This window comes from Ochrobactrum sp. XJ1 (genome assembly GCF_024701725.1).
Taxonomy (GTDB): Bacteria; Pseudomonadota; Alphaproteobacteria; order Rhizobiales; family Rhizobiaceae; genus Brucella; species Brucella anthropi.
In genome coordinates this window covers 203739-225942 of record NZ_VDGD01000005.1, presented here as the reverse complement: position 1 = coordinate 225942, position 22204 = coordinate 203739, and the positions used below count along the sequence as shown (strand labels likewise).

The following is a 22204-nucleotide window of genomic DNA, read 5'->3' as shown; positions in this document are numbered from 1 at the left end:
GGCTCATTTGATCTGAGCCTTGACGAAATCCCGCACAATCCGGACGATGCCGCGTGAAAGGACCTCATCCAGAGCCTTGATGAATGCGTCCACATGCTCCCGCCCGCAGATCAGCGGCGGCTCAAGACGGATGACGTTTCGATTATATTCAGTAAAGGCGACCAGAACCCCATGATCGCGCAGCAGATGGCTGCCAATAAAGCCGGGAAGTGAACCTTTCAGTTTTTCATCAAGCATTGCCAGGACTGGTCGCAGCACGACCGGCATCGTCTGGGAAAAATCATGGAACTCCAGCCCCACCATCATCCCCTTCCCGCGCACATCTTTCAAAAGCGCAGGATAGCGGCTCTGCAGTTCGTGCAGCCGATCCAGAAGATATTCCCCGACATCGGCTGCATTATCAATCAGATGCTCGTCGTAAAGCACGTTCAGAGCTTCAATCGACGTAACGCAGGCTTCGCCAATCCCGCCAAAAGTCGCCATCGCATGGATCATCGCCGTCTTGGGCGTGCCGTAAGCCTTCATGTAGACGTCGCGCCGCGCGATCATGGCGGCCATTGCGGTCTTTCCACCGCCAAGCGACTTCGCCAGTGCGGTGACATCCGGTATGACGCCATAATGCTCGAAAGCATAGAATTTCCCGGTTCGCCCCAGTCCACATTGCACTTCATCGGCAACCCAGATCACACCATACTGGTCGCAAAGGCTTCGCAACTTTTGCCAGAACTGTGCATCAGTTTGAATGATACCGCCACCACCTTGCACCGTTTCAAGCACAATCACCCCGATCTCGGGGTCAGAGCGAAACGCATTTTCAATGGCTGCAATGTCACCGAAGGGAACCCGAACGGTGTTATCGACCAGCTTGAATTCGCCACGATATAGCCCGCCATCAGTGATGGACAGAACACCCTTCGTTTTGCCATGGAACGAATTTTCCGCATAGACGATCTTGGGCTTTTTAGGACCTGCGGCGCGCTCTGCGACCTTGATCGCGGCTTCCATCGCCTCAGAACCGGAAGACCCCAGAAACACCATGTCGAGATCTCCCGGCGAGCAAGCCGCAATGTCATAAGCAAGAGCGGCCGCATATTGCGACATGAAGGCGATTGCAATCTCGTGGCGCATTTCTTCCTGAAACTGACGCCGTGCTTCGAGAATACGCGGGTGATTATGGCCAAAAGCCAGCGATCCGAACCCGCCGAAAAAATCGAGAATGGCGCGCCCATTCTGATCATAATAATACATGCCTTCAGCGCGTTCGATCTTCACCTTGTGAAAGCCGAGCAGCTTCATGAAGTGAAGCTGGCCTGGATTGAGGTGAGTGGTAAACAGCTCCGTCATCCGTGGCAGATCGAGCGCTTTCGCCTCGGCAACCGTCAACAGCTTCGGCTTCGGCGTTGTATTGGTCTTGTTCATTTCTGCCTCTATGCCGTTTCGGAAGCCCGCACATCCGATGATGCCGCGCCGATTTTCTTGCGATATTCGCTGTAAGCCGCGATCAGCATATCCTCATCACGATATTGCGGTATCCAGCCAAGCTCGCGCTCGCCCTTCGAGACATCGAGAACACACATTTCGTCGGCAATCAGATATTGCTCCGGGTCCATGATCGGCATGTTCATCCAGTCCAGCAGATCCAGCGTGCGTTTCACCGCCCAGGCGGGTGTTGGCAACAAAATAGATTTCGAACCTGCATGGCTGATCAGATCACCAAGCAGTTTGCGGACAGGAGGCGGATTGAGCGAGCCGAGATTATAGGCCTCGTTTGGAACACCAGCCTTGAAAGCGGCACGTGCCGCCTCCGCACAGTCGAACACCGAAATGAACTGGTAAGGGTTCCTGCCCGAGCCGATCATCGGCACCGGCAAATTGTAATCAATCAGCTTGAACAGCTTTTCCAGAATGCCGAGACGGCCCGGTCCAATGATAAGACGAGGACGAAACAGGGAGATATTCATGCCCCGCACGCGCCATTCAATGGCGAGTTCTTCGGTTTTCAGTTTTGACAGGCCGTACTCACCGAGCGGCTTGCACGGATGGTCTTCTTTCTGCGGCCAGACATAGGTGTGCCCGTACACCATATCGGTGGTGAAATGGACGAGCTTGTTGGCACCAGCCACATCCATCGCCTTGATGATGTTCGCCGTCCCGTAATAATTGACGGGAAAGAAGAAGTCGTGCCGCTTTGCCCGGACCTGAATTGGTGAAAGCATTTTGGCGGACAGGTTATAGACCATGTCGTCTGCGCGGATACCAAGCCTGTGGATTGCTTCCGGATCGGTCACATCAGTCGCGATGAAAGCGGCATCAGTATAGTGTGGCAGATCGCTTTTCACGATATCCGCGACAAGGACCTCGTGACCATCGGCAAGTAGCTTTGGAGCAAGATAGCGCCCGACAAAACCGTCGCCACCGAAGATTACATGTCTCATCGTACTGCCCCGTTCAACTATGTGTCTGCTGGTTCACATGCGTCTCCGCCTGCGGTTCGGACGGCTTGCCGCTTTGTGCGATCAGCACTGTCCCGATGCAGATGAACGCAATTCCCGCAATCTTGTAGGCGCCAAGTTCCTCCTTGAACAAAAGCCAGGCGAACAGAGCGACCGCGACATAGGCAAGACTGAGGAACGGATAGGCAAACGAAAGATCCACTTTCGACAGCACGTAAAGATGCGACGCCATCGAGATCACGAAGGTGAGCAAACCGGCAAAAATCCAGGGATTGAAGACAATCTGGAATATGCGCTGGATCAATGTTTCGGCTGAAAAGCTGATCGGCCCGAGCGTCAGCATGCCATATTTCAACATCAACTGCGCGGCAGCATTGGTCATGACTGTGAACAGGATGAAGGGAATATATTTCATCACGTTTCCTAACCTGCAGCGCCGAGCATCAATGCGGTCCGGCGCCAGAAATTGGAATTGAAAGCCTTGTCGCGAAAGGCCTCGAAATCGCGCCAGCGCGGATAGCTTGCAGCAAAAACCTCTGCGCTCATCCTTTGGTCCTTATATGGATTGACCCGGCCACCGGCCTCAACAGTCATCTGGTCCAGACGGTTCAGCAATTCCAGCGTTGTGTGGCCACGATTGGGGAAATCCATCGTCAGCGTATATCCCGGCATCGGAAATGACATGAGACCGGGAGACTTCATCAAACCGAAACGCTTGAGTACCGTCAGAAAGGAGACCTGTCCTGCATTGCGACTTGCCTCAAGCATCGCTGGAACGATCTTTCGGGCTGCTTCGAACGGAATTACACTTTGATGCTGGTAGAGCCCTGCCGGGCCGTAAAGCCTGTTCCAGTTTCTCACTCCGTCGAGTGGATAAAAGAAGCTTTGATACGGCACTCTACGCGCTGTTTTCAGCCACCTCTTGCGCTGGAAATAGGCCGCATTGAAAAGCGACAGGCTTGTCTTGTTCAACAGCGAGAATGGCAATTCAACCGGCACGCCAAACCGCCCAGCGATCGAAATAGAGCCATTCGGCGCGGCAACATGATTACCGACCATCAGCAAGCCCCGGCCATCGGAGAGCTGATCGACCCAGGCAACAGCATATTCATTTTCATGATCGGCCACCCCGGCCATATCAAAGTAAGCATCAAGGTTGGCGAAGGGCAGAACCTTTTCCTCGACATCGAGACCGCCGACCCGCTTGAGCCGGATCGTTGCGCGAAGAATTAATCCGGTTAGTCCCATTCCACCGATGGTTGCCCGAAACAGATCAATGTGCTCCGTATCGGAACATCTGTAGTAGACGCCGTCCGAGCGAAGCAGTTCCAGCCTTTCAACATGACACCCGAAAGTACCCTGCCGGTGATGGTTTTTACCATGCACGTCATTGGCAATGGCGCCGCCGAGCGTCACAAACTGCGTGCCCGGCGTGACAGGGAGGAAATAGCCATGCGGAGTAACATGGGTGACGATTTCACTCAAAAACACGCCGCTCTCAGCCGTCAGCAATCCCGTATCTGGATCGAAGTGTAGTATCTTTTTCCGCGCCTGCATGGGCACGAGAAAGCCCATATCATTATGGCAGCTATCGCCGTAGGAGCGACCATTTCCGAATGGCAAAAGGCTCGCATCGCCGAGCAAGGCTCGCGTGAAATCAGTCTCCAGTCTCTCCAGCGGAAGGTATTGCCGGCTTCGCCGGTTAATACGTCCGAAACTGTCGAAGGATTGTTCCATCAGCGCATACCAGCCACAAGAAGCAGCACCGCGCCAAGCGCGATGACGACCTGACTGCGCCAATCCCTGGCAATGAAGAGGACCGGGTCGTCATCCATGTCGCCGCGATGCGCCAATATCCACACACGCACGTTGATATAGAGTACGATCGGACCGAGCGGCCATATCAGCCAGGGATAGGTGTAGAGCGTCTTGACGGCATCGCTATTGATATAGAGTGCCAAAACCAGCGCTGCGGTAAACGCGGCTGCGACCCCACACTGTCCGACAATATCGCGATCTTCCGGACGGTAGCCTCGCCCCAAAATCCGGTCCTTTTCTGTCACGGTAGCGCCCTGCAGTTCGACATAACGCTTCACCAGCGCCAGCGACAGAAAGAAGAACATGGCAAAGGCCATCAGCCAGAACGATGGCGGGATATAGGAAGCCGCCGACCCTCCCAATAGCCGCAGGCTGTAAAGTCCCGCGAGGCAAATCACGTCTCCCAACAACATGCGTTTCAAGGCGAAGGTATAGGCGGTCGTGAAAAACAGATAGGTGACGATTGCAAGCGTAAAGGCGGGCGGAAGGAAAAGGCAGACGAAAGCCGTCAGAAGCAACAACAGGGCCGCAACGCTTAGGCCAAAGGGAATGGATATCTTTCCGTGTGCAAAAGGTCGCTGATTTTTTCGCACATGTCTTCGATCCACCGGAAGATCGACAATATCATTGACGATATAGATCGCAGACGATGCCGCAGAAAAGGCCACGAATGCCAGGCAAGTCGCAATCAACACGTCTGGCTTCATTATGTCATGCGCCAGAATGGCCGGGACAAAGACGAGCAGATTCTTTAGCCACTGATGAACGCGGAGCATACGAGCATAGGTTCGAATAGTTGGTTTTTCGGCACTGAAAAGTTCACAACCAGTTTGCTTCTGGAAATGTGCCGCTCCACGATCAGGTGCGACAACGATCGCCTGTCGGGCTGCATCGAAAACAGGCAGGTCATCACGATCATTTCCGGCATAGTCGAATCCCTGTCGCCCATAGTGCTCGACAAGCAGATCAGCCTTGCGCTGTGCCGAAAGATTGGTCGTACCGGATGTTGAATAGACAGCGCTGAAAATCCCAAGCTCAGACGCAACAGCCTTGGCCATCGGTTCAGCGGCAGCTGTTGCCAGCACCAAAGTCCGCCCCGACCCATGTTCGCTACGCAGAAATTCCAGAAACTCGGTTCGGTAGGGAAGTCGCGATGCATCGAGCGTTACGCGCTCAGCCACCTGTCGCTTGAGATATGCCTTGCCTGAGAACAGCCACACCGGCAGCATGAAGACGAACAGGATGTTCCTCTTCAAAAGAAGAAAAATACCCTCCCACAGCAGATCGGTCGAAACCAGAGTTCCGTCCAGATCGACTGCCAGCGGCACATTCTTGCTGCTTTGCCCCCGCGTATCCATTTTCAGCCCTTTTCCGCTCAGGCGTGAATGCGGTTCGATCAACCTTTTCCGCCCGAGCCCCCTGTCGTAAAGGGATAGAGGCAGAAACCAAATGAAAAATGAATTTTTCCGTTACAATCGAGAATTGATTTGCTGAGTACAGTTTCTGCTTAAAATTTCCTCAATAGCTAAAATACAGCATATTGTTTGCGGGTTGCATAGTTTCAAGTTCGCCGGAGAGACTTTCCGGCGAACATTCCATAGTTTAGACATCCCTAAACTATCATTATCTTGAGCCTGGAAAAAGCAAATCGACAAACTTGCCTGCAGTCGGTTGCGGTTCGTGGTTGGCAAGGCCGGGACGCTCATTGGCTTCGATGAAAATATAGTCCGGCTTTTCGGGCTGCTTGACCATGAAATCGATCCCGACAACGGGAATGCCGATTGCACGCGCAGCCTTACAGGCAGCATCGACAAGGTTTCTATGAACAGTCGCTGTCACGTCGTGGATCGTACCGCCTGTATGTAGATTGGCCGCCTTGCGCACCGTGATTTCACGATGATCTTCCAGAACGGAATCGAGCAACAGTCCTTGCTCCTCAAGACACCTTTTCGTTTCCGTATCGACCGGTATGCGGCTTTCTCCGCCAGTCGCCACAGCGCGTCTGCGCGATTGTATCTCGATAAGCTTGCGGATGGTTGCCTTGCCGTCACCGACAACGCGTGGCGGGCGACGAACCGCAGCGGCAACGAGCTGGTAGTCGATAACCACCAGCCGAAGGTCCTCACCTTCAAAACACGCCTCCAGCAGCACGCGGTCGCACACGGTTCGCGCCTGTTTGATTGCCGTTCGCAGGTCTTTTATGGTCGATATGCCGACAGAAATTCCTCTTCCCTGTTCGCCCCGGGCTGGTTTCACCACCAGCTTGCCGTGACGTTTTAGAAAAGCTTCCAGCGCATCATCGTCCGCTTCGGCCGCAATCTGCTCCGGCACTGTCAGACCAGCCTTCTCGACGACGCGCCGCGTCACGGCCTTGTCGTCGCAGATTGACATCGCTACACCCGATGTCATTTCAGACAAGCTCTCACGGCAATGGACGGAACGCCCGCCATAGGAGAGGCGGAAAAAACCGCCTTCAGCATCAGTTATTTCAACCTGAATACCACGACGCACCGCTTCATCCACGATTATGCGAGCATAGGGATTGAGCGCATCGAAGGTTTCCAGATGCGAGGCGAAAAATTTCTCGTTGATTGCGTTCTTGCGCTTTATCGCGAAGAGCGGAACGCGACGAAACTTCAGCTTTTCATAGAGCCTTATGGCATTCTCATTATCGTGCAGAACCGAGAGATCGATATGGCTCAAGCCGCGAGCCTGAAAATGCTCGGCAAGTTTTCGCACCAGTTTTTCACCGATACCTGGCTGCCGCGCTTGAGGATGAACTGCAAGACACCAAAGCGAAGCACTGCGATCAGGATCATCGAAAAGGCGCTGATGGTCGATGCCAGTTACGGTGCCAACAATTTCGCCGGTAGCATCGTCCTGAGCCACAAAATAGGTAACAGCACGATTGTCTCGTTCCGATGAGAAAAAGTCGGGACGTAGTTGAACCATCCCACAGGCCGCGTAAACAGCGTTGATGCCTTCCGCGTCCACTTCGGAGACTGCGCGACGTATGGTGATGCCACGTATCCGTCGCCCGCCCGGTCGATAGGTCGCAAGTTCAATCCGGTATGTATGCGACGGATCGAGAAATATCTCATGTGGTGCCAGTGACAGCAACACATGAGGATCGCTGACGTAAAAGACGATATCGCGGCTCGCTGGCGCTTCCCCCCGCAATGCTTCCACTATGGCTTCATTGGTCTCGAAGGTCTGCGCGAAGAGTAGTCGACCCCAGCCACAATCGACAACCACATCCTGCTTGCGATCTTCGCTTCCCGCCTTGTCATGGCCGTGCGCATGTTCCTGATAAAAGCCTGCGCTTTCAGGTGTACGCAAGCGCGTAAGACGGTGCGAAAAGGCTTTGCGACCTTTCGCTTTCTGCCGGGTCATATCCACCTCACCGGTTTTCCGCATTTCATGCCTCCTGCGTTTGCAGCCACATTTCAAGGAGGCCAGCCTGCCAAAGCTCAGAACCGCGTAACGGCGTTATGTGTTCGGACGGTTTTGCAAACAGGCGTTCAAGATAATCGCGTTGGAAAAGTCCGCGCTCCCTCGCCTTTTGTGAAGAGAGGGCGTCTCGCAACATATCGAGATAAGGGCCATCGATATATTTGAGCTGCGGAACCGGGAAATATCCCTTCTTGCGATCAATCACTTCGCTTGGAACGACCTTTCTCGCCACATCCTTGAGGATACCCTTGCCGCCGTCACGCAGTTTTTCCTCCGGCGGAATGCGGGCAGCAAGCTCGACCAGTTCATGATCCAGAAATGGCACCCGCGCTTCAAGCCCCCAGGCCATCGTCATGTTGTCCACGCGCTTGACCGGATCGTCCACGAGCATCACATTCGTATCGAGCCGCAGCGCACGGTCGACAGGCGTATCCGCTCCATCCTGCAGCAGATGTTCTTCCAGAAGGTCCTGACTGTAATCACGTTCCGGCATCCATTCCGGCGATAGCTGCGTGGCGAGAACGTCATGCGAGCGGTCACGGAACCCTTTGGCATAGTCGCTGACGACATCGTTGGAATCGACTAGCGGTGGATACCAGTGATAGCCGCCGAAAACTTCATCTGCCCCCTGTCCCGACTGGACAACCTTGATATGCTTCGAAACCTCCTTGGAAAGGAGGTAGAAGCCGACATTATCATAGGACACCATTGGTTCGGACATTGCCGCGATCGTTCCCGGCAAGGCTTCCATGAGGTCTGCCGAGGGCACAAAGATCTTATGATGTTCGGTGCCAAAATGCTCGGCGATCAGATCGGAATAGACAAATTCGTCGCCTTTCTCCCCGTTGGCTTCTTCAAAGCCGACAGAAAAACTCATCAGGCCCGATTGACCTGCCTCAGCAAGCAGACCGACGATCAGGCTGGAATCCACCCCGCCGGATAAAAGCACGCCGACCGGCACGTCGGAAATCATCCGGCGCTTGACAGCGACACGCAGCATGGCGAGCAATTGCTCCTTCCATTCCTCGCGGCTCAATGCGCCGTCGCCGGGCAGTCGGCGATAAGGCGCCTGCCAATAGATGCGGTCAGCGAAACGCCCATTCGGTTCATAGACACGGATCGTCGCCGGGGGGAGCTTTCGAACACCGTTATAGATCGTGCGCGGTGGCGGCACGACGGCATGAAAGCTCATGTAATTGTGCAAGGCCGCGCGGTCTATCGAGGTATCGATGCCGCCTGCCTTAACCAGAGCAGGCAAGGAAGAGGCGAACCGCAAGGCACCCTCCGCCTCGGCAATATAGAGCGGCTTGATGCCGAACCGATCACGCGCGAGGATAACCCTGCCGGTATCACGTTCGTGAATGGCGAAAGCAAACATGCCAAGAAAACGCGTTACACAGCTTTCGCCCCATGCATGCCATGCCTTGAGAATGACTTCTGTGTCACCGTCGGAGAAGAACTTGTAGCCCTTCTGTTCCAGCTCTGTGCGCAATTCGCGGAAATTATAGATGCAGCCATTGAACACAAGCGTCAAACCGAGGTCGGCGTCGATCATCGGTTGCTGCGATTTTTCGGAAAGATCAAGGATTCTCAATCTTCGATGCCCGAAGCCGATATTGCCCCGGATCACAATCCCGGATGCATCGGGCCCGCGAGGACTGAGTACATCCGCCATTTTCGAGACTGCCGAAACTGACGGCGAACCACCGTCAAACCTGACTTCTCCGCAAATACCACACATAAAAAGGGTCGAAACCTCCATTGTCATTCATAAACAAATGAGGCCGTCGCATCTGTTAAGGCGGCGGCCTGCATAATTGCAAATGCGGGAGCGCCGGGATTGTTCCCAACTTTTTCGTTTCCGCTATGTGGCTTTCCCGACTAAATTCGCCTTGGAAAGCATATAGTTTTCAGCGGAAACCATATGCTCAAACGTTATACGGCGCGCATCCTCGCTGCGATTTTCGACAAGCGCTGCAAGCAATCGGTGCTGGAAGATAAGTCCTTCTTCGCGCGAAGCCGGTGTCGGATCAGCATAGATCGCGCGCGCTATTGGCAGGCTTCGCAACAGATTGTGGGTCAATCCGCAGATGAAGCCCAACAGACGGTCCGGACAAAGCTGTGCCAGCAAGGAATGGAAATCCAGTTCCGCAATCCGCTGGCGATATTGATCATCAAGATCGACCGGCGGGCGATCATAGACCCGCATCGCATTTTCCAGCCGAGCAATGTCGTCACCGGTCAATCTGCCGGACAACAGAGCAGCAACCTCCGGTTCGAGATGCTTACGGATAGCGTAAACTTCGGCAAGACTCGGCTGATCGAAAAAGAAATAGCTTCCGAGCATTTCCATTGCGTGCTGGGCGGAAGGTTCGGCAACAAAAGCCCCGCCGCCGGGACCGCTGCGCGTAAAAATCAGACCCTGCGTCTCCAGCGCCTTCATCGCTTCGCGCACAGTGCCCTTGGCAGCCTTGAACTGGTCAATCAGTTCCTTTTCCTGTGGCAGTCGATCTCCCGGCCTCAATGCATCGGAACGGATAACATCCTTGATACGGTCAGCAATCTCTTCCGGTCGCCGACGGACCTTTGCCGCCCTCGCGCGCGATTGCGGTTCGTGATCGGAATTCCGGCCCATTCTGACCATATCTTGCTACTCTCTCCTGATGCGCGGCGCGCTTTCCACGAGTTGTCGTGTATAGGCATGTTCAGGTCTGGCAAAAAGAGCGCTTGCAGTTGCTTCCTCAACGATTTCCCCGAAATACATAACTGCAACCCTGTCAGAGATGGCTTCCACCACGGCAAGATCATGACTGATGAAGAGATAAGAGAGACCAAACTCTTTCTTCAGTTGATCCAGAAGCAGAAGAACCTGCGCCTGAACAGAGACATCCAGCGCGCTAACCGGTTCGTCGAGTACGACGATTTCCGCTTCAGCGGCCAGCGTGCGCGCAATGGCGATACGTTGCGCCTGCCCGCCGGAGAATTCGTGCGGATATCGTTCCAGCGTATCCTTGGGCATCTGAACGGCATCCAGCAACTGGATCATGCGCTGCTGGCACTGAGCTGAATCCAGCCCGCCCAGAAGCCTGAGTGGTGTTTCCAGTATCTGCCGGATTGTCTTTCTGGGATTGAGCGATGCGACAGGGTCCTGAAATACATATTGTATGACCTTGCCAAATGCCTGTGCACCGGAATTTCGCAGTTCATGCGCGTCGCGTCCAGCAATCGTCATCGTACCGCCCGTCGGCTCTGTCAGCCCGACGAGCATTCTGGCGAGCGTGCTTTTGCCCGATCCGCTTTCACCGACAATCGCCAGTGTCTCACCGCTTCCAAGATCGAACGAAACATTTTTAACCGCCTCGACCTTGTGACGCTCTTTACCCAGAAGTGTTCGTCCGCCACCGAAGGTTTTGGTGAGATCGCGAACGCTGATCGCATTTCCGCTCATCCTGCCACCCTCCCGTTTTCGCGCTTGAAGAGACCAGCCACACGTTCCAGAAAGTCGGCACCCTGCCCAAGTTCGGGAACGCAGGCTATCAAGCGTTTCGTATAGCTGTGCTGCGGATTGGAAAGAACTTCCGATGTCGTGCCCGTCTCGACAATCTCGCCGTCTTTCATCACTGCCACGCGGTCACAAATCTCCGAAACCACTCCAAAGTCATGGGTGATAAACAGCAGAGCCATGCCACGCTCGCGCTGGAGATCGCGCAGCAGTTCGAGAATGCGCGCCTGCACCGTGACATCGAGCGCCGTGGTCGGCTCGTCCGCAATGATGATATCGGGATCATTGGCCAGAGCCATGGCAATGCCGACACGCTGACGCTGGCCACCTGAAAGCTGGTGCGGATAGTGATTGGCCCGTTCCGCTGCATCTGGAATGCCAACCTTGTCAAGAAGCACAATCGCCTGTTCCCGCCGCTCACTGGCTCCGATCCGCCGATGCGCTGCAATTGCTTCCTCGACCTGCCGACCGACCGGATACATAGGATGCAACGTTGTCAGTGGGTCCTGAAACACATAAGCAACTCTTGCGCCCCGTGCCGCCGTCAACTCGGTTTCAGACATTGAAAGAACGTCCCGGTCGCCCAGATAGATCGCGCCGTTGCGGATAAGTCCGGGCGGGGACGCCACGAGGCCCATTACTGACAGGGCGGTCACGCTTTTGCCCGATCCGCTCTCCCCGATCAGGCCGAGACATTCGCCGCGTTCAAGTTCCAGTGAAACGCTGCGGACAGCGGCGGTGAAATGCCCACCATTGACGAAGCCCGTTTCGAGACCGGCAATAGAAAGAGCTTTTTCGCTATCCTTGATCATGGGCGATGACCGGTCCTTGGCAATATCGGTTACAGCACCTGGCCGCCCCAGCGCACCTGACCGCAATCGCGGATCGAGAACATCGCGCACCCCATCTCCCAATACGTTGAGACTGATGACCAGCAGGAAGATCATCAATCCCGGCACGATGGAGACATGCGGGGCATTGAACAGTTGCGCGCGGCCCTCGCCGAGCATGGAGCCGAGATCGGCCTGCGGCGGCTGCGCGCCAAGACCAAGGAAGCTCAGGCCTGCCGTTTCGAGGATCATCCAGCCCGCCGTGGTCGACATGGTAATGACGATAACCGGCAGCACATTGGGCAGCACTTCGCTTAACAGGATCGAAACCGGACTTTTCCCGGAGAGCCGGGCAGCATCAATAAACTCACGATGCGCGAGACCAAGCGTAACCCCGCGAACATTACGCGCGAAGAATGGAATATTGACCACCGCAATCGCGTAGAGCGCATTCATCAGGCCCGGCCCAAGCACTGCCACGATAGCCAGCGCCAGCAGGATATAAGGAAATGCCATCAGCATATCGATGCCGCGCATCATCAAATTGTCGGTTCGTCCGCCCGCATAGCCGGCCACGAGACCGATCGCCGAGCCAACAATCGCTGCGATCAGCGTCGCTGCAAATCCTACTGCGACAGACACCCGCGTGCCCCATATGACACGACTCAATATATCGCGCCCGAGTTGATCCGTTCCAAGAAGATGTCCTTCGCTGAACACGGGTTTTAATCGCATTGCGGGAGAAGTCGCGTCAGGATTGGGAAGCGGGAGAACCGGGGCCAGCAGAATGACGAGGCAGATCAGGACCAGCATAAAAAAACCGAAAGCTGCCAGTCGATTGCTCATCAGGAGCCGCCATGATGACATGCGGACCGCCGTTGGCGCGGCAGAAATTTCAGGAAGCGCGCTCATGAGCGTATCCTTGGATCGAGCATGGTCTGGATGACATCAGCGAGTAGATTGAAGAGGACATAACTCGCGGCAACCACAAGTACGCCACCCTGCACCAGCAAGATATCGCGGGTGGAAATGGCTTTCACCAGCATGGCGCCAATACCGGGCCACTGGAACACGGTTTCAATGTAGACGGCGCCGCCCAGCACAAATCCCGCCTGAATACCGATCACAGGAATGACGCTGACAAGTGCGGCGCGAAACGCATGACCGTATATCACGCGACGTTCGTTGAGACCTTTGGCCCGAGCTGTCCGGATATAGTCCTGACGAAGCACTTCCAGCATCGCGCCGCGGGTCAGACGTGCGATCACGCCTGCCGCTACCACGGCCAGCGTCGTGGCAGGCAGGATCAGATGCCAGAGCAGATCCTTCAGGTCACCGCCGCCATAAACAGCATACATGCCGGACGCTGGCAGAATGCGCCAATGAACCGCGAAGAGATAGATCAGAAGCAACCCCAACCAGAATGAGGGAATGGAAATTCCGGCAAGCACGATGAAAGTGATCGCCCTGTCTGCCCAGCCGAACTGGCGCACTGCCGAAACGATACCCGCGAGCAGGCCGAAGACTGAACACAGTACCAGTGCTACGCCTGCAAGCACGAGTGTCGCCTGAAAGCGCTCCATAACCTCATCCAGCACCGGACGATTGAGCACGAAGGAACGCCCGAAATCCCCATGCAGGAGATTGCCCATCCAGATGAAGTATTGTTGCAGCAACGGCTTGTCGAGACCGAGATCGCGATTGACCCGCTCGACATTTTCCGGTGTTGCGTATGATCCGAGCAACGCAGTCGCCGTATCACCGGGGATCATCGCCATGACGAGAAAAACGATGATCGAGAGCCCGAGCAACACAGGAACAACGGCGACAAGTCGCTTGAGGATATAGGCTGACATGAATGCCCTCCCCGCTTATTGCTTGGTTACGTCTTTCAAATGCAGCAGGAAGGACGGCTGCAACTTGAACCCCTTGACGGCAGCGGTCGTGACTGCATTTTGCTTCCAGTTCGCCACGAACAGCCATGGTGCATCGTCATGGACAATGCTCTGCACTTCGCCATAAAGCTTGCCGCGCTCGGTTTGATCGGTCGATGACCGCGCCTTTTCCAGAAGCTCATCCACTTTGGGGTTGGAATAGTAACCGGAATTGAAACCGCCCTTGTCCGGCAGTGCGTCGCTGCGAAGCGTCAGATAAGGCACCGTGTCCGGATCATTGGTCATCCATGCCATCTCGGCCATATCGGCCTTGCCATCCAGTCCCGGATTTACCCTGCCAAGGAACGTGTTCCACTCATAGGTTTCAATCTTGACCTTGAAGCCCACAGCCTGAAGATCGGCCTGGATTGCGGCACCCATCGTGATTGGATCAAGCATGCCAGAACCGCCTTCGGTCACATAGAACGTGACTTCGGGGTTGCTTGCACCAGCTTCGGCAAGGAGCGCCTTGGCCTTTTCAGGATCATAGGGATAGGGTTCGGTTTTGTTCTCGACCCAGTTGAAGGCAGGTGGGATCGGCCCCGCAGCAACAGTTGCGGAACCCTGCAACACATTATCTACGAGGCCTTGCTTGTTAACCGCATAATTCGCCGCCTGACGCACTTTCTTATCCGCGAATGGACCGCTCTTCGCGTTCAGGATGGTAAACCAGACATGGGGGCCCGCCTGTTCGGCAACCGCGAAATTCGCGTCCTGTTTGAAGGTGGCAAGATTATCCGGCGGCACTTCCACCATGACATCCAGCCCGCCTGCCATCATCTCCGCGACGCGGGTATTGGCATCCGTGATCGGGCGGAACACAACTGCTTCCAATGCTGGCGCTGTGTCCCAATAGTCGGGATTACGCTCCACCACCACACGCTGGCCGGATTGCCATTCCGCGAACTTGAACGGACCGGTTCCGGATGGATGACGGCCAAATTCTTTACCGTATTTCTTGACCGCTTCCGGCGACACGATCAGGCCGGTCGGATAGGCCAGATTGGAAAGAAATGGAGCGAAAGGCTCCTTCAGCTTGAACTCGACAGTGTGTTCATCGAGCACATTGACTGCATCGATGGACGAGAAATTGAACGAAAGCGGAAATGGGCCGGTGTTATAGAAGGGATGGTCTTCCTTTAGCATTCTGTCGAAGTTGAACTTGACCGCTTCGGCATTGAAATCCGAACCGTCATGGAACCTCACGCCTTGACGCAGCTTGAACGTATAGGTCTTGCCGTCGTCCGAAATCGTCCAGCTTTCCGCCAGTGCCGGTTCTACTTCCAGCGTTCCGTCCTTGTAGCGCACAAGGCCGTCATAAATATTGACGAGGATGCGGAAATCATTGGTGGCCGTGACTGTATGCGGATCGAGCGATTGCGGCTCTGCAATCTGCCCGACAATCAGCACATTGGGCGGCGTTTGGGCCAGCGCGACTGTGCCCGCCCCGGCGACCGAAAGCGCCATAGCAGTCAGGACGGCACGGAATAACCTTCTCATGGGGTTCCCCTTCATTTGTCAAATCCGTCAGACTCTAATTTATAGGCATAAATCAACTATCATCAATGAATTATCATAATTAATTTTTGCGAGACAAAAAAGCGGGCCTGAGCCCGCTCGCGATTTCAGAAAGTTCAGAGCCTATTCCGCAGGCGTATCCTCGGGTCTCAAATCCTGCTCTGCCTTGGTCGATTTCTGATGCGTGAAACCCTTGAGGCCCTTGGCGGTTTCCTCGGCATCGCGTTTGATCTCGACTTCGCTCATTGCATAATGAACTGCAAGTTTTGCAATGGAAGTCAGAGCGCTTAGATGAATGCGCTCATAACCATGCGAGGCATCGACACCGAAGGTCAGCAAAGCCGTACGCACATCATGCCCGGCCTCAACCGCAGACGCGGCATCAGAACGGTAATAACGGAACACATCCTTCTGGACCTGAATGTCATGCTCTCCGCAAAGCTCGTAAAGTTTCTTCGTCAGATGGTAATCGAACGGTCCGGTCTGGTCCGCCATGGCAAGCGTGACGCCGAATTCCGATGAATTCTGGCCCGGCGCAGTCGTGCCATTATCGATGGCGACCAGCGAGGCAATATCCGGCACAACGACCGCAGAGGCACCCACTCCAACTTCCTCGCCGATGGTGAACAGCCAATAGCTATCGACCGGCGTTTCCACATTGGCTCTCTGCATCGCTTCGAGGGCCGCAAGCATGATTGCAACGCCTGCCTTGTCATCAAGGTGACGCGAGACGATAAAGCCATTATCGATGAATTCGGGCGCGGGATCGACAGCAACTATGTCACCGACATCGATACCGAGCTGCAGCAGATCATCACGATTTCGGGCGAGCGCATCGACGCGGAGTTCGACATAAGGCCAGCCGACCGGCTGCGTATCGACTTCGTCATTGAATGTATGGCCGGAAGCTTTCAACGGCAGGATCGAACCGCGATAAATTCCTTTGGACGAAAAGATGGAAACGCGGGCACCTTCAGCGAAACGCGCTGACCAGTTACCGATGGAAACCAGTTCCAGCCGTCCGTTTTCCTTCAGATATTTTACCTGCGCGCCGAGCGTATCGACGTGCGATACGATCCCGCGCGCCGGTCTCTCCGTCAGGCCCACCCTGCGCGCGCGAATAGCCCCCCGGCGCGTCAGCATAACCTCAAGTCCCAGATGCTCCAGCTCGCGCGCAACATAACGCACGGCTTCGTCGGTAAACCCGGTCGGACTCGGTATGGCGAGAAGCGCCTTGAGCCGTGTTACGAGATAGTCCTGATCGATTGTGATGGCGGTCTGCATCATTCATGTGTCGCAAAACAAGACCGCAACGTCAACGTCATCTCCAGAACAGAAAACTTCGGCACCGGTGTTACGCGGCGCCGAGATGCCATCAGAAACTCCAGTCTTCATCCTCAGTCGCGACCGCCTTGCCGATGACGTAAGAAGAGCCGGAACCGGAGAAAAAGTCGTGGTTTTCGTCTGCATTCGGCGAAAGAGCGGACAGGATCGCCGGGTTGACCTTGCACGCTTCAGCCGGGAAGAGTGCCTCATAGCCGAGGTTCATGAGAGCCTTGTTGGCGTTGTAATGCAGGAATTTCTTGACGTCTTCAGTTAGGCCAACGCCATCATATAGCGCTTCCGTGTAGCGAACCTCATTGTCGTAAAGTTCCAGAAGAAGTTCGAAGGCAAAATCCTTGATTGCCTGCTTCTGCTCTTCGTTCAAGCGTTCCAGTCCGCGCTGGAATTTGTAACCGATGTAATAGCCATGCACAGCCTCATCACGGATGATGAGCCGGATAAGATCGGCTGTATTGGTCAGCTTTGCCCGGCTCGACCAGTACATGGGCAGATAGAAGCCGGAATAGAACAGAAAGCTCTCCAGGAAAACGCTGGCGATTTTCCTTTTCAGCGGATCATCCGCGCGATACTGGTCCAGGATCAGAACGGACTTGCGCTGCAGGAATTCGTTTTCCTCGGACCAACGATAGGCATCGTCAACATCCGGCGTCAGGCACAAAGTCGAGAATATCGACGAATAGGATCGTGCATGAACCGCTTCCATGAAGGAGATGTTGGACAGCACCGCTTCTTCATGCGGCGTCGCTGCATCATCCATCAGCTTCACGGCACCGACTGCGTTCTGGATCGTATCGAGAAGTGTCAGCCCGGTGAAAACGCGGATCGTCAGTTGCTTTTCCTGCGGTTTCAGCGTTTCCCACGACTGAATATCGTTCGAAAGCGGCACCTTTTCCGGCAGCCAGAAATTGCCGGTCAGACGGTTCCAGACCTCAAGGTCTTTCTCATCTTCGATCCGGTTCCAGTTGATCGCACGCACTGCGGCGGGTTTCGGGTTCTTGGTTTTCACTTGAATATTCATTGGTCATCACCAGTGGTCAGAGGGCGCAGGAAACGCAACCCTGCACTTCCGTGCCGGAGAGCGCCATCTGGCGCAGGCGAATGTAGTAGATGGTCTTGATGCCCTTCTTCCACGCGTAGATCTGTGCGCGGTTGATATCGCGTGTCGTTGCGGTATCGCGGAAGAACAATGTCAAAGATAGGCCCTGATCGACGTGCTGTGTTGCTGCCGCGTAAGTGTCGATGATCTTTTCCGGCCCGATCTCATAGGCGTCCTGATAGTAATCGAGATTGTCATTGGTCATGAACGCTGCCGGATAGTAGACGCGACCGATCTTGCCCTCCTTGCGGATCTCAATCTTCGACACGATCGGATGAATCGAGGACGTCGAATGATTGATGTAGGAAATCGAGCCTGTCGGCGGCACGGCCTGAAGGTTCTGGTTATAAAGCCCGCCCTCCATCACCGCATTTTTCAGATCGCGCCAGTCATCCTGCGTCGGAATCGCAGTGCCAGCCTTTTCGAAAATTTCTCGAACCTTTTCCGTCGCCGGTTCCCAAAGCTGCTCGGTATATTTGTCGAAATATTCACCTGTTGCGTATTTGGATTTCTCGAAACCTTTAAAGGACTTGCCCGTTTCCACTGCAATCAGGTTCGATGCGCGGATCGCGTGATAGGTAACCGTATAGAAATAGATATTCGTGAAATCGACGCCCTCCTCCGAGCCGTAATAAATCCGCTCGCGGGCGAGATAACCATGCAGATTCATCTGGCCGAGACCGATGGCATGGCTTTCATCATTACCTCGGGCGACCGACGGCACGGAACCGATTTGGCTCATATCGGAAACTGCTGTCAGAGCGCGGATGGAGGTTTCGATGGTCTTGCCGAAATCGGAGGAGTCCATTGCCGATGCAATGTTGAGCGAACCCAGATTGCACGAAATATCCTTGCCGAGATGATCATAGGAAAGGTCTTCGCCGAAGATGCTCGCCTCACTCACCTGGAGGATTTCCGAACAGAGATTGCTCATGGTGATGCGCCCGTCAATCGGATTGGCGCGGTTCACCGTGTCCTCGAACATGATATAGGGATAACCGGACTCGAACTGGATTTCCGCCAGCACCTGAAAGAACTCGCGTGCATTGATCTTCTTCTTGGCAATACGCGCATCGTCGACCATTTCCCGATATTTTTCGGTAACTGAAATCTCGGTCAGTGGCACGCCGTAAACCCGCTCCACATCATAGGGCGAGAAGAGGTACATATCCTCGTTATTCTTTGCGAGTTCGAAGGTAATGTCTGGAATGACCACACCAAGCGACAAGGTTTTAATGCGGATTTTCTCGTCGGCGTTTTCGCGCTTCGTATCCAGAAAGCGCATGATATCCGGGTGATGGGCGTGCAAGTAAACAGCACCCGCTCCTTGTCGCGCACCCAGCTGATTGGCGTAGGAAAAGGAATCCTCAAGAAGCTTCATCACCGGAATGATACCGGATGATTGGTTCTGAATCTGCTTGATAGGTGCGCCCGCCTCGCGAATATTGGTAAGGCTCAAGGCCACCCCGCCGCCCCGCTTCGACAATTGCAACGCCGAATTGATCGAGCGCCCGATGGACTCCATATTGTCTTCAACCCGCAGCAGAAAACAGGAAACGAGCTCGCCGCGCTGCTTCTTGCCTGCATTGAGGAAAGTCGGCGTCGCAGGCTGGTAGCGGCCTGCAATGATCTCCTTCATCAGATTGCGTGCCAGCTGTTCATTGCCGCGCGCCAGCGTCAGCGCTACCATGCAGACACGGTCTTCATAGCGCTCCAGATAGCGCTTTCCATCGAAGGTTTTCAGCGTATAGCTGGTGTAATATTTGAACGCGCCGAGAAAGGTCGGAAACCGGAATTTCTTCGCATAGGCTTCGTCGAAAAGATCGCGCACGAAATTGAAGGAATACTGATCCAGTACCTCTTGCTCGTAATAGCCTTCGGTCACCAGATAATCGATCTTTTCCCGCAAGTTATGGAAAAAGACCGTGTTCTGGTTCACGTGCTGGAGGAAATATTGGCGCGCAGCCTGCCGGTCGCGGTCAAGCTGAATTTTTCCCTCGTCATCGTAAAGGTTCAGCATCGCGTTGAGCGCGTGATAATCCAGCCCATCCAAAGATTTTGACGGTTTACTGCTGTTGGAAGTTACAGCTTGAGGCGCATCCTGCGCCACTGGCTGTGCCTCGCGCTCTCGGATCAAGGTCGTGTCTGCCGTGTCCAAAATCGTTCCATCCCGTTTTTGACATTGCCAATGTCCTCATCGGTTCCCAGAAGCTCGAAGCGGTAGAGATAGGGAACCTGACATTTGGCGGAGATAATGTTGCCGGCGATACAGAAAGCCTCGCCGAAATTGCTGTTTCCCGCGGCAATCACGCCGCGGATGAAAGAGCGGTTGCTCTCATCGTTGAGAAAGCGGATCACAGGCTTGGGGACAGCGCCCTTGGAGCCGCCGCCACCATATGTGGGCGTCACGATCACGAATGGCTCGCGCACCTGCAATCCGCCTGAACCGTCCATCGGGATACGGTTCGACCGCATTCCAAGCCGCTCGACAAACCGGTGTGTATTTTCCGACCGGCTGGAGAAATAGACGATCAGGCTCATGTGACCATAGCCCTCAGGCGAGAGTGCTGATCATATCGGGCCGGAAGCCCGCCCAATGGGATTCACCTGCCACAACCACCGGCACCTGGCGATAACCCATGTCTTGAACGAGATGGAAAGCATTGGCATCGGCAGAGATATCGATGACTTCATATTCGATACCCTGGCGGTCGAGGGCGCGCGTGGTGGCCGTGCACTGGACGCAGGCGGGTTTGCTGTAAACGGTGACGTTCATTTTTTCCTCACTGGAGCATGTCTCCCAAAAGCGGGAACCGGTTTTGGGGTTAAGACATGCGTAAAAACAAAGAGATAGAGTATTCCCAACGGTCCGGTTTAAACTGGAATACTCTCGATAGGAGACGCAAAGAGCCGTTCGCGCATCGCAAAATGCGCGTCGAAAGACATGAGATACGGGATCGGCCAGCCGCACGAACAAGCAGCCTGACCACACAAACTATGCCTCGAAGGGAGGATCGGAACCGAAACTGAATAAACTGGACATGGACTTCACCCCGAAGCTATGAGCGGGAAGTTCGGGGCAGCAACCCGTAAGGCAACGATTTACCACACAAGATTGCGCGCCAACCGGACACCCCGCCCGTGGACGTACTCGTTCAAGGCAGGTCTCCTGGCTCACGGATCAACATTCTGTCCGCCTTCCCAGCCAAAGCCAGTGACGTGATGGACAGAACTCTCCTCTTACAGTTGCGGGGGCAGCTCCGGCATTGCCGCATCCATCATGGATGAAACGCACCGGATTCCCGTCTTAGCTTTCGATCCAACGAATCGAAAGAACCTAGAACACTATATATAGTAGTCGAAGTTAAAAACTCGTCAACAGATAGTTGGCCGTAAAGCTTAGAATGAACGAAGCGTTCTTTACCCAGCTGGCTTAATCGGTTTCGGTCTGAACTCCGGCTTGATGGCCTTGAGGGCCATGCGATCCACCATTGCGGGGGCAATCAGTTTCAACCAGCGCCCAAATCGCATCTGGCGGGTCATCAACACTTCACGCTTGCGAGCCTGCACGCCTTCCAGCATCAGCCGCACAGCTTCCTCGACGGGCATCATGTCATCTTCGCGCACACCACTTGTTCCCAGCGCGCCGCCGCTTGCGCTGTAACCCACCTTGCGAATGTCGGTTTTGACAACGCCCGGATAGACGATGGTAATGGATATGCCGCTTGGTTCCAGTTCCGCGCGAAGCGCCTCGCAGAAACCCGAAAGAGCGAACTTCGTTCCGCTATAGGCAGTGCGCCCCGGCACACCGATCAATCCGGCAACAGAAGACACAGCCACGATCCGTCCCTTGCTAGCGGCAAGATACGGAAGTGCTGCATGAATGGGCCAGATGCTACCCCAGTAATTCAACTCCATCAGATCATGCATCCAGTTGAGATCATCTGGTTTGATCTCAGCAAAATTGGCGTGGGCCGACATGCCTGCATTCACGATCAAAGTGTCGATACGACCGAAAGCGGAAACGGCTTTATTAATAAGATCGATACAGGCTGTACGATCTTTCACATCGGTTGGTACCACGAGAACCGAACTGCCCAGTTGCCGCAACTCTGTGGCCAAATTTTCCAGCTTTTCAACATTGCGCGCAGCAAGCACCAGAGCAGCATTGGCACGGTCATGCCGGGCGATTTGCCGCGCGGTTTCAGCGCCGATACCATCCGATGCTCCTGTTATGATCGTCACGTCCATGCCCG

The 22204-nt window shown here is 54.7% G+C and carries 18 protein-coding genes and 1 riboswitch; all 18 genes read right to left on the bottom strand.

The annotated features are described in order from the left end of the window. Nucleotides 1-3: 3 nt before the first annotated feature. The 18 genes from FG152_RS10790 to FG152_RS10705 all read right to left on the bottom strand — a co-directional run bounded on the left by FG152_RS10790 (nt 4) and on the right by FG152_RS10705 (nt 22199). A complete protein-coding gene (locus tag FG152_RS10790; RefSeq protein ID WP_043061615.1) occupies nt 4-1419 on the bottom strand; it encodes an aspartate aminotransferase family protein in 1416 nt (471 codons plus the stop codon). A gap of 8 nt (nt 1420-1427) precedes the next feature. After that, nucleotides 1428-2435 carry an NAD-dependent epimerase/dehydratase family protein gene (locus FG152_RS10785; RefSeq protein ID WP_036587171.1) on the bottom strand — a complete coding sequence of 336 codons (1008 nt, stop codon included), beginning with the start codon at nt 2433-2435 and terminating at the stop codon, nt 1428-1430. A gap of 13 nt (nt 2436-2448) precedes the next feature. After that, the gene (locus FG152_RS10780) at nt 2449-2868 is read right to left on the bottom strand and encodes an EamA family transporter (protein WP_010660930.1); all 420 of its coding nucleotides are present in this window, start codon (nt 2866-2868) and stop codon (nt 2449-2451) included. Nucleotides 2869-2876: 8 nt separating this feature from the next. Beyond that, nucleotides 2877-4190, bottom strand: a complete 1314-nt coding sequence (locus tag FG152_RS10775) for an FAD-binding oxidoreductase (RefSeq protein ID WP_036577901.1) — start codon at nt 4188-4190, stop codon at nt 2877-2879. Then, entirely contained in the window at nt 4190-5629 is a 1440-nt protein-coding gene (locus FG152_RS10770; protein ID WP_036577909.1) for a UbiA family prenyltransferase, read from the bottom strand. The genes FG152_RS10775 and FG152_RS10770 overlap by 1 nt, the downstream gene beginning before the upstream one ends. A 265-nt stretch (nt 5630-5894) precedes the next feature. Further along, nucleotides 5895-7688 (bottom strand): N-acetylglutaminylglutamine synthetase, encoded by a 1794-nt coding sequence (gene ngg, locus FG152_RS10765; protein WP_036577899.1) that lies wholly within the window; start codon nt 7686-7688, stop codon nt 5895-5897. Between the two features lies 1 nt (nt 7689). Further along, complete coding sequence (locus tag FG152_RS10760; protein ID WP_036577907.1) at nt 7690-9465, bottom strand: N-acetylglutaminylglutamine amidotransferase; 1776 nt, start codon at nt 9463-9465, stop codon at nt 7690-7692. Nucleotides 9466-9588: 123 nt separating this feature from the next. Further along, on the bottom strand, nt 9589-10368 hold the full coding sequence (locus tag FG152_RS10755; RefSeq protein WP_029376210.1) for a FadR/GntR family transcriptional regulator: 780 nt from the start codon (nt 10366-10368) through the stop codon (nt 9589-9591). 6 nt (nt 10369-10374) lie between these two features. Continuing rightward, complete coding sequence (locus tag FG152_RS10750; protein ID WP_010660924.1) at nt 10375-11172, bottom strand: ATP-binding cassette domain-containing protein; 798 nt, start codon at nt 11170-11172, stop codon at nt 10375-10377. After that, the gene (locus FG152_RS10745; protein ID WP_036577897.1) at nt 11169-12968 is read right to left on the bottom strand and encodes a dipeptide/oligopeptide/nickel ABC transporter permease/ATP-binding protein; all 1800 of its coding nucleotides are present in this window, start codon (nt 12966-12968) and stop codon (nt 11169-11171) included. Before FG152_RS10745 ends, FG152_RS10750 begins: the two co-directional genes overlap by 4 nt. Further along, nucleotides 12965-13912: an ABC transporter permease gene (locus FG152_RS10740; RefSeq protein ID WP_036577895.1), complete on the bottom strand. Its 948-nt coding sequence runs from the start codon at nt 13910-13912 to the stop codon at nt 12965-12967. The genes FG152_RS10745 and FG152_RS10740 overlap by 4 nt, the downstream gene beginning before the upstream one ends. A gap of 15 nt (nt 13913-13927) precedes the next feature. After that, entirely contained in the window at nt 13928-15490 is a 1563-nt protein-coding gene (locus FG152_RS10735; RefSeq protein ID WP_036577892.1) for an ABC transporter substrate-binding protein, read from the bottom strand. Between the two features lie 141 nt (nt 15491-15631). Further along, nucleotides 15632-16792, bottom strand: a complete 1161-nt coding sequence (locus FG152_RS10730) for an osmoprotectant NAGGN system M42 family peptidase (protein ID WP_029928050.1) — start codon at nt 16790-16792, stop codon at nt 15632-15634. Nucleotides 16793-16883: 91 nt separating this feature from the next. Then, the gene (nrdF, locus tag FG152_RS10725) at nt 16884-17870 is read right to left on the bottom strand and encodes a class 1b ribonucleoside-diphosphate reductase subunit beta (protein ID WP_011982691.1); all 987 of its coding nucleotides are present in this window, start codon (nt 17868-17870) and stop codon (nt 16884-16886) included. Nucleotides 17871-17886: 16 nt separating this feature from the next. Then, nucleotides 17887-20106, bottom strand: coding sequence for a class 1b ribonucleoside-diphosphate reductase subunit alpha (gene nrdE, locus FG152_RS10720; RefSeq protein WP_080641663.1), 2220 nt, complete (start codon nt 20104-20106; stop codon nt 17887-17889). Then, nucleotides 20082-20489 carry a class Ib ribonucleoside-diphosphate reductase assembly flavoprotein NrdI gene (gene nrdI, locus FG152_RS10715; protein ID WP_011982689.1) on the bottom strand — a complete coding sequence of 136 codons (408 nt, stop codon included), beginning with the start codon at nt 20487-20489 and terminating at the stop codon, nt 20082-20084. The genes nrdE and nrdI overlap by 25 nt, the downstream gene beginning before the upstream one ends. 13 nt (nt 20490-20502) lie before the next feature. Continuing rightward, nucleotides 20503-20724 (bottom strand): glutaredoxin-like protein NrdH, encoded by a 222-nt coding sequence (gene nrdH, locus FG152_RS10710; protein ID WP_036579367.1) that lies wholly within the window; start codon nt 20722-20724, stop codon nt 20503-20505. Between the two features lie 366 nt (nt 20725-21090). Continuing rightward, nucleotides 21091-21304, bottom strand: a riboswitch (cobalamin riboswitch). A 64-nt stretch (nt 21305-21368) separates the two neighbouring features. Beyond that, nucleotides 21369-22199, bottom strand: a complete 831-nt coding sequence (locus FG152_RS10705; RefSeq protein ID WP_036579370.1) for an SDR family oxidoreductase — start codon at nt 22197-22199, stop codon at nt 21369-21371. Nucleotides 22200-22204 lie beyond the last annotated feature (5 nt).